Raw genomic sequence first — 7648 nt, 5'->3', positions numbered from 1 at the left:
GGAGAGGTGTAAAATAGAAGCATCCGGATGGAGGAAAAAGATATGTCGCGAAAGAATCGAAGCCCGGAAGAAAAAGCCCGTAGAGCAAAGATCCGTGAACTGCTGCAGATGGCGAACATCGACAGCATGGACGACATCCAGGACTTGTTCAAGGGAACCATTGCCGAATTTATGGAGAATGGTTTGGAGGCCGAACTGGATGAGGATCTTGGTTACAGCAAATACGACTATAAGAACAAAGCTACGGACAACAGCCGGAACGGCCACAGCAGCAAAAATCTGCGAACCAGTTTTGGCGATGTCGAGGTTTCTGTTCCCCGTGACCGGAAAAGATGTTCTGGGCATGTGGGTCGGCGAGAATGAGAGCGCAAAGTTCTGGGCGACCGTACTGAATGGTCTGAGGAATCGGGGCGTAGAGGATATTTTTATCGCATGTACAGACAATTTGACTGGTTTCGATACAGCCATCCATGCAGTGTTCCCGGAAACGGAGATTCAGAACTGCATGATTCACCAGCTGCGGAATTCCAGCAAATACGTTTCTTACAAAGACCTGAAGGCTCTCATGTCCGATCTGAAAGCCGTGTATGCAGCAGTGGACGAACAGGCTGCTCTGGACGCTTTGGAAACTTTTGCGCAGAATTGGGACAATAAATATCCCAAGATCGCAAAGTCGTGGCGGGAAAACTGGGCCAACCTCAGCACCTACTTCAAATATCCTCAGGAAGTCCGCCGTCTGATCTATACCACGAACACGATCGAAGGCTTTAATCGGCAGCTGCGGAAGGTCACAAAGTCCAAGAGCGTTTTCCCGACAGACGACAGTCTGCTGAAAATGCTGTATCTGGCGATGATGGATATTACGAAAAAGTGGACGGGTCGGCGGCAGGACTGGAGCCGCATCCATGCGCAGTTGTCCATCTATTTCGCTTAGCGTATGCCGGATTAACACCTGCTGCGGAGGAATGTCAAGGGTATATGAACGGCTTCGCCGCCCTTGACAATTCCCCTTGCCTGCGTTATGTTGTTGTTAAGGCGACAGCCGGATTCGCCGTCTGCCGCCTCGTATTAAATTTGCTCTTGTTTTATAGCTGTCTGGACTTTACACAAAATTGGGGAGAGACTCGAAATAAAAGTTTTATTTCTATTGGGGGAATTAAATATGGACGTGTCAACTATTGTTAATATTATTTTATGTGTTCTTTCGTTTATATTAGCGGCCATCTCTGTTGTCACAGTTGTAATCACTTTACGACAGAATAATAAGATGATTGAAGAGTCAACACGACCGTTTATTTCGGTTTACACTGATGAAATTAACGCAGGTAATCCCTTCTTTTATTTAGTTATCAAGAACTTTGGAAAATCCACAGCTTACATAACAAAATTTGAGTATGACTTTGACTTCAATGGATGCTATAAAATCCGAAATGATAGAGATTATTTGCAGCAACTTAATAATGCCGTCTTGGCACCGGGTCAATCGCGAATCTGCACACTTGATTATCAGAGAATAGATAGAGCAGTAACATTTACTCTTGAATACCATTCTGGAGCTAAAAAGACATATTCAGATGAATTTACAATTGACTTAAAAGCGGGTGTAAGTATGCCCTATGGTAAAGTTGCGACAGAGGGTAAAGAACTCCGTACAATTTCCTATGCTTTGCAAGAAATGTTACAGAAAAACCTGTAAAGACCATGTGGCCGTTAAGTAATAGTATGAGAGGCTACCTATGAGCGATGTAATGACCCCGGAGCAGCGGAGCCGGGCAATGAGCCATATCAAAGGGAAAGATACCAGCATAGAGGTATTATTGCGGAAAGCCCTTTGGCACAAGGGCATCCGATACCGGAAGAACTATAAAAAGCTACCTGGCACCCCGGATATAGCGATAACCAAATACAAGATTGCTATCTTTTGCGACAGCGAGTTCTTCCACGGCTATAATTGGGAGATCAAAAAACAAAAGCTGGGGCACAACAGGGAATATTGGATCAGAAAAATTGAGCGCAATATGGCCCGTGACCGTGAAAATGATTTTAAGCTGATTGCAATGGATTGGGTGCCTATGCACTTTTGGGGACAAGAGATACAAAAACGGACAGAAGAATGTGTGGGAGCTGCCGAAGATTTGATTTTCGAGTTGCAGATGATGCAGTTTGATGGTATGATAGATGATATGAGGGACTGTGTTGAAGATATAAGATAATATTTGTATATCTTCAATGAAAAAATTGATGTTTTACAAGGAGTACCCTTATGACCATATCAGAACAGATTAAAGTGCTGTGTGTACGCTCCAATATCAGCGTTGCGGAACTCGCAAGGCGGATGGGGACTACACCACAAAATTTCAATTCAAAAATGAAACGGGAAAGTTTCACAGTCTCTGACTTAGAATATCTGGCGGAAACGGTGGGGTGTTCTTTTGAGCGCCATTTTGTCCTTCCAGATGGCGAAAAGATTTAATTAGGAGGACATACATGGATTTTCTGCATTACAAAAATAACGCCTCAAACCGGGATGTGATTTCCCTTTTTTCCGGAGCGATGGGATTGGATATCGGCCTTGCAAAGGCGGGGCTGAACATCGTGATTGGACAAGACTTTGACCCTGCCTGCGTAGCTACAATGCGGGCAAATGGCCACAAGGTATTGGGCGGAGATATCAGAGAAATTGATGCTGCAGATTTGCTCGAACAAGTTGGGCTTGCACAAGGAGAACCTTTCCTCATTTGTGGCGGACCACCCTGCCAGCCGTTTTCCACTGCCGGAAAGAGGCTAGGAATCAATGATCCTCGGGGAAGCTTGTTCATGGATTTTATCCGAATGATTGATTATATCCGTCCCCGGTTTTTCATCATGGAAAATGTAAAAGGGATTATATCTGCCCCGTTAAAGCACACTCCTCTTGCAGAGCGTGACAAAAATGATCCTGAACAACACTTGGGCACGGTTCTGGATGTTATCCTCTCTGAATTCAACAAGCTCGGCTATAAAACTGTGTATGGGGTTCTGGATGCTGTAAATTATGGCGTTCCTCAATTCCGTGAACGGTTTGTTTTGATTGGAAGCAGAGATAACGAAGATATTTTTCTGCCATTCCCGACCCATTTTCAAATGCACCAAGATCCTGCTTATCGCTGGCGTACGCTCCAGGATACCATTAAAGATTTAGAGCATGACTGCGGAGAATGTGCTGCGTTCAGCAAAGACCGTCTTGCATATCTCCGCCTTGTCCCGGAGGGCGGGAATTGGCGTGACCTTCCGGAAGCTGTAAGAATGGAGGCAATGGGCGGTGCTTATGGATCAGGAGGTGGAAAAGTAGGCTTTTATCGGCGGCTGTCCTATAGCCAGCCATCGCCTACATTAGTAACATCTCCTGTTCAGAAGGCAACAATGATGTGCCATCCAACCCAAGATCGCCCTCTTAGCATACAAGAGTATGCCCGTATCCAGCAGTTCCCCGATGATTGGAAATTCATGGGGACAAGTGTTGCGAAATACCGACAAATTGGTAATGCCGTTCCGGTAGGGTTGGCGTCAGCACTCGGGAAAGCGGTGCTTTCTGTTGCGGATCAGTCTGCCGAAATCCGGACAAAGCGGTTTAGAGGAACTGACATCCATCAAAAGTTGAAACAAGCTATCGAATTAGGAGGAAGCTGCTATGCCAATAAATAATAGTTACGATGAAGCTGCCATCGTGGAAGCGATTGCTACTGCGTTGGATAACTTCTATACGAACTTGATTAAAAAAGTAGACAGCCTAAATGTAAAAACTGTTATGAAACGCAAAAATCCGTATCTGTTCCGAGCCAAGGCTATGAATGGGGCGGCTCAGATTATTGATGCAATTCTTGCTGCTTTTGTGTCCTCGTCGGAAGAAACAATCTTCGGCAATGTATTCTTTGAGCCGATAGCCACCGCTGCCGCCCAGGGTCAGAAAGCATTGGCCGAAGGCGTGGACATTATGGTGGAACGGGATAACACTATCTATGCCATCGCAGTAAAATCTGGTACAAGCGTTTTCAATGCTGATAGCCGTAAGAAGCAGGAACAGAACTTTATGGCAGCCAGCAAGTTGGCACAGCAGGCGAAGAAACGCTTTGTCCCGATTGTTGGTTATGGTTATGGGAAGAAAAAAGTGTCCAATCGTGGACTGCCAAAATTCTATATGGAACTGGCGGGCAAAGATTTCTGGACAGAACTGACCGGCGATGAAGAGTTCTACATAAAGCTGATCCGCTTCATGGACAAGCTGCCTGAGAAGTATGTGGAAGAATTCGACGCATCTTACCAGAAGGCCGCAAACCGGCTCGTCCGAGAGTTTACCCAGGAGTTCTGCTTTGAAGATGGCAGCATTGATTGGGAGAAACTTGTTAAATTCAATTCTGGCAATTAACATCGGAGGGATAGGGCATGAGAGAAGCACTAAAGAATGCTGTACATAATGCAATTTTATTAGAATGCAAATTGCCGCATCAAGAAAGTGGCTTAGATAAATCATGCCTTTCTTCCCAAAATGATATTTGTTTCAGTAATTCTAATCCCCAAGAAATTTCCAAGATTATCTATAATGGTATTGTGGAATTTGCAATCAACGAATATGAAATTGATTACAATGCTTTAGAACGTGAACAGCGAAAAGCCATTCTTAGCCGTATTCGTTATAACCCAGAAGCATCTGAGGATACTAAGCTGAAGTATGGTTTTTATGGTGAAGTACTCTTGGATTTAATCTTGCGTGTGTTTTTAAATACGAGTGTTCTTGCCGCACGAGGATATTTTTATTCTCCTATTGAAAATAGCGAGGCCAAAGGTTTTGATGCTTTTCATTTAATGGAAAGAGAGGGAAATATTGACTTGTGGTTTGGAGAAGCAAAATTCTATGTGCAATATAAAAGTGCAATAACTCCCGTGATGGAAAAATTGAGTACTTCACTTTCAGATGGATATGTAAATCGTAACTTACTTGCAATCATTGATGAGCGCACCCATATCTCCACACATAATGCACAACTGGAAAATCTATTGAATTCATGGGAAGAAAACCCTGATATTAATTTATCTGAAGAAATAAAAAATAGAGGGATTCGATTAATATACCCTATATTTATTGCCTATCAAAAGAATATTACTGATCAATATCATCAGAGCATAAAAAAGTGTATCGATCATATTGCTTCAGAATATATGCGGCTTAATATTGTTATACCTGCTTCGTTTGACTATCGATTATTCTTTATTTTTTTACCATTATCGGAAGTTAAACAAATCAAGGAGAATGTGATAAAATGGATAGACTCACGCGAACCGCTAATATAATTAAAGCGTATTATTCATATAAAAAGAATTCGGATTCCGCAACTTTTGTAAAGGAAGTATGTGGCTTTTTTGACTTTATAAAAGGTGAGCCTATCTCGGAAGCAGATATGAATTTTCTTTTGTTTTTGGCTAACGAAGCAGGAGTTCCACAATATTTTGACTTGCTGAAAGATAAATTTACGGATTGCCGCATATCTGATGAAAACATCAATGCACTTACCTTAAGTGCGTTGTTTCATGATGCCAGCCTTATTAGAGGGAATAATAAATTACATAGGTATCAAAAGAATGTTCTCGATAGCTTCACAGCAAGACAGCAAAATCGTTTTGTTTTGACGGCACCTACTTCTTTTGGAAAGACCTTTTTGGTATATGAGGTTATACAAAAGATGCAGTACCAGAATATCCTTTTGATTTTTCCGGCAATTAGCCTTTTGTCTGAAAATTATGCCCGTTTATGTAGTTCGGATACTTTTCAAGAGTATAAAATCCATTCTCTCAGTGAAGAGGAATTTAATCTCTCTGAGAAAAACATCTTTATTTTTACACCTGAACGTTTCTTGTCGTTTATGGACTCACATCAACACCTTCACTTTGATTTTGCCTTTATTGATGAAGTTTATAAAATAGATAATAGCTTTATCATTGACCAGGAGACTATTGGCGAAAACGAACGTGATACCGCATATCGTTTGGCATTGGAATTTATTTGTAATTTAACAAGCGATATGCTATTAGCTGGTCCATATATGGCACTTCCTCAACCTAATACACAACAACATAAATCGTTTAACAATTTTGCGGAAGATAATGGATTTACTTTTTTGCGCTACAATCAATTTGAAATTGTTTCAAAAGAGTACACAACAGTAAAGAGTAAACAGCGCTATAATATAGATCAAATCCCAGTAGAAATAGGCTCCATAAGCAAAGGGCAAAAAATTGCCAATATAATTAAATCGTTAAGCACGCCTAAAGAAAATACGATTATTTATTGTGGCAGAAGAACCGATACAGAAATGTATGCCAGAACTTTATTAAGGGATCAAATGCTGATTTCTTCTTTTCAAGAAACTTGTTCAGGGATAGAAAGTTCTACTTATGAAATATTTTTAAATCATTTGGAACACACATTTGGCAATGATTGGATTGTATTAAAAGCATTGAAAGGCCGGATAGGCATCCATCACAGCCTTATCCCCAAATACATCCAAAAAGAAATTATAAATTTATTTAATGAGGGGACATTACTATGCCTCTTTTCGACTACGACTATTACTGAAGGCGTAAACACTTCAGCAAAAAACATAATTATTACATCAAACAAAAAAGGCATAAAACCTCTACGGCAATTTGATGCTAAAAATATAGCTGGTCGTGCGGGTAGGTTTTACCAACACTATTCTGGAAGAGTTATAGATTTAAATAATAATTTTGAGGAAATTGTGAATGGACAACCTGAAATACTGGAACATAAAAACTATGATATAACTTTTCCGAAAACGGATGTTGATTACCAGATAACAAAAGATAAATATTTATCTGAAGTTGAACGCCAAGATAAAGAAGATATCCAAGCTCAGATTATTGCATCTGAAATCCCATCAGAAGTATTTGATTGTTTCCGGGTTGTTGGGCCAAAAGATAAATTAACACTATACGGTTATATTTCAAGTGTGCCATGGTGGACTATTGAAGATATTAAACGTGTTTCAATAACATTGGCAGGCAGCAATGCACACCGACTATATTGGCCTGGATTTCAAGCCATTATGGATATTATCTTGCCCGTTGTACGCGAAGAAAAACTTAAACAACTTATTGTAATGCGAGTGGGACAGAACCAGTACTCGTTGATTACAGTTTTATTGAATTCATATCTTTCAGGTGGTTTTCTTTCGATGGTACAATATTATGTTGAACGGAAAGATAATCCCAAAACAAAGGATGAAGCAATGCGGCAAGTAGCTGACTTTGTTTACAATGTTTTTAAGTACCATTTAGTGAAATATCTCGGCCTTTTTGATGTATTCTTCCGATATCAAGTTTCAAAGTCTGAGAATATCAATATGGAAGAGGTAGCTGGATTAGGATTGCTACTTCAGAAACTTGAATACAATGCACTTTCACCCAATGCACGCAAAGTAAGTGATTATGGCGTACCATTTAAACTGATAGATTGTTATGATAGTAAATCGCCATATGACAAGGGCCAATTTGATGCTTATGAACAGCATATCGATCAAGAGATAAGCAGGTTGTTTACATAATAAGTGAGACCATCCCAATAATTGTGTAAACCTCCGGAGAGGTGTAAAAT

7 protein-coding genes and 1 pseudogene are annotated in these 7648 nt (G+C 40.8%); all 8 read left to right on the top strand.

What is annotated here, in order from left to right; all coding sequences use genetic code 11:
* The first annotated feature begins 42 nt into the window (after positions 1–42).
* The 8 genes and pseudogenes from DXB44_RS13845 (at position 43) to DXB44_RS13810 (ending at position 7598) form a co-directional block, all read left to right on the top strand.
* A pseudogene (locus tag DXB44_RS13845) lies at positions 43–934 on the top strand (IS256 family transposase).
* A 228-nt stretch (positions 935–1162) separates the two neighbouring features.
* A complete protein-coding gene (locus DXB44_RS13840) occupies positions 1163–1696 on the top strand; it encodes a hypothetical protein (RefSeq protein ID WP_118659068.1) in 534 nt (177 codons plus the stop codon).
* A 40-nt stretch (positions 1697–1736) separates the two neighbouring features.
* Positions 1737–2213, top strand: a complete 477-nt coding sequence (locus DXB44_RS13835) for a very short patch repair endonuclease (protein WP_118659067.1) — start codon at positions 1737–1739, stop codon at positions 2211–2213.
* Positions 2214–2263: 50 nt separating this feature from the next.
* Complete coding sequence (locus DXB44_RS13830) at positions 2264–2473, top strand: helix-turn-helix domain-containing protein (protein WP_082382894.1); 210 nt, start codon at positions 2264–2266, stop codon at positions 2471–2473.
* Between the two features lie 14 nt (positions 2474–2487).
* Positions 2488–3684, top strand: coding sequence for a DNA cytosine methyltransferase (locus tag DXB44_RS13825; RefSeq protein ID WP_118659066.1), 1197 nt, complete (start codon positions 2488–2490; stop codon positions 3682–3684).
* The gene (locus tag DXB44_RS13820; protein ID WP_118659065.1) at positions 3671–4405 is read left to right on the top strand and encodes a PmeII family type II restriction endonuclease; all 735 of its coding nucleotides are present in this window, start codon (positions 3671–3673) and stop codon (positions 4403–4405) included. The genes DXB44_RS13825 and DXB44_RS13820 overlap by 14 nt, the downstream gene beginning before the upstream one ends.
* A 17-nt stretch (positions 4406–4422) precedes the next feature.
* Positions 4423–5328, top strand: coding sequence for a Hachiman antiphage defense system protein HamA (locus DXB44_RS13815; RefSeq protein WP_118659064.1), 906 nt, complete (start codon positions 4423–4425; stop codon positions 5326–5328).
* Positions 5298–7598: a DEAD/DEAH box helicase family protein gene (locus DXB44_RS13810; protein WP_118659063.1), complete on the top strand. Its 2301-nt coding sequence runs from the start codon at positions 5298–5300 to the stop codon at positions 7596–7598. Before DXB44_RS13815 ends, DXB44_RS13810 begins: the two co-directional genes overlap by 31 nt.
* Positions 7599–7648 lie beyond the last annotated feature (50 nt).

It is taken from the genome of Faecalibacterium sp. OM04-11BH (assembly GCF_003482185.1).
GTDB classification, from domain to species: Bacteria; Bacillota; Clostridia; order Oscillospirales; family Ruminococcaceae; genus Faecalibacterium; species Faecalibacterium tardum.
This window is presented reverse-complemented; position numbering and strand designations above follow the sequence as displayed.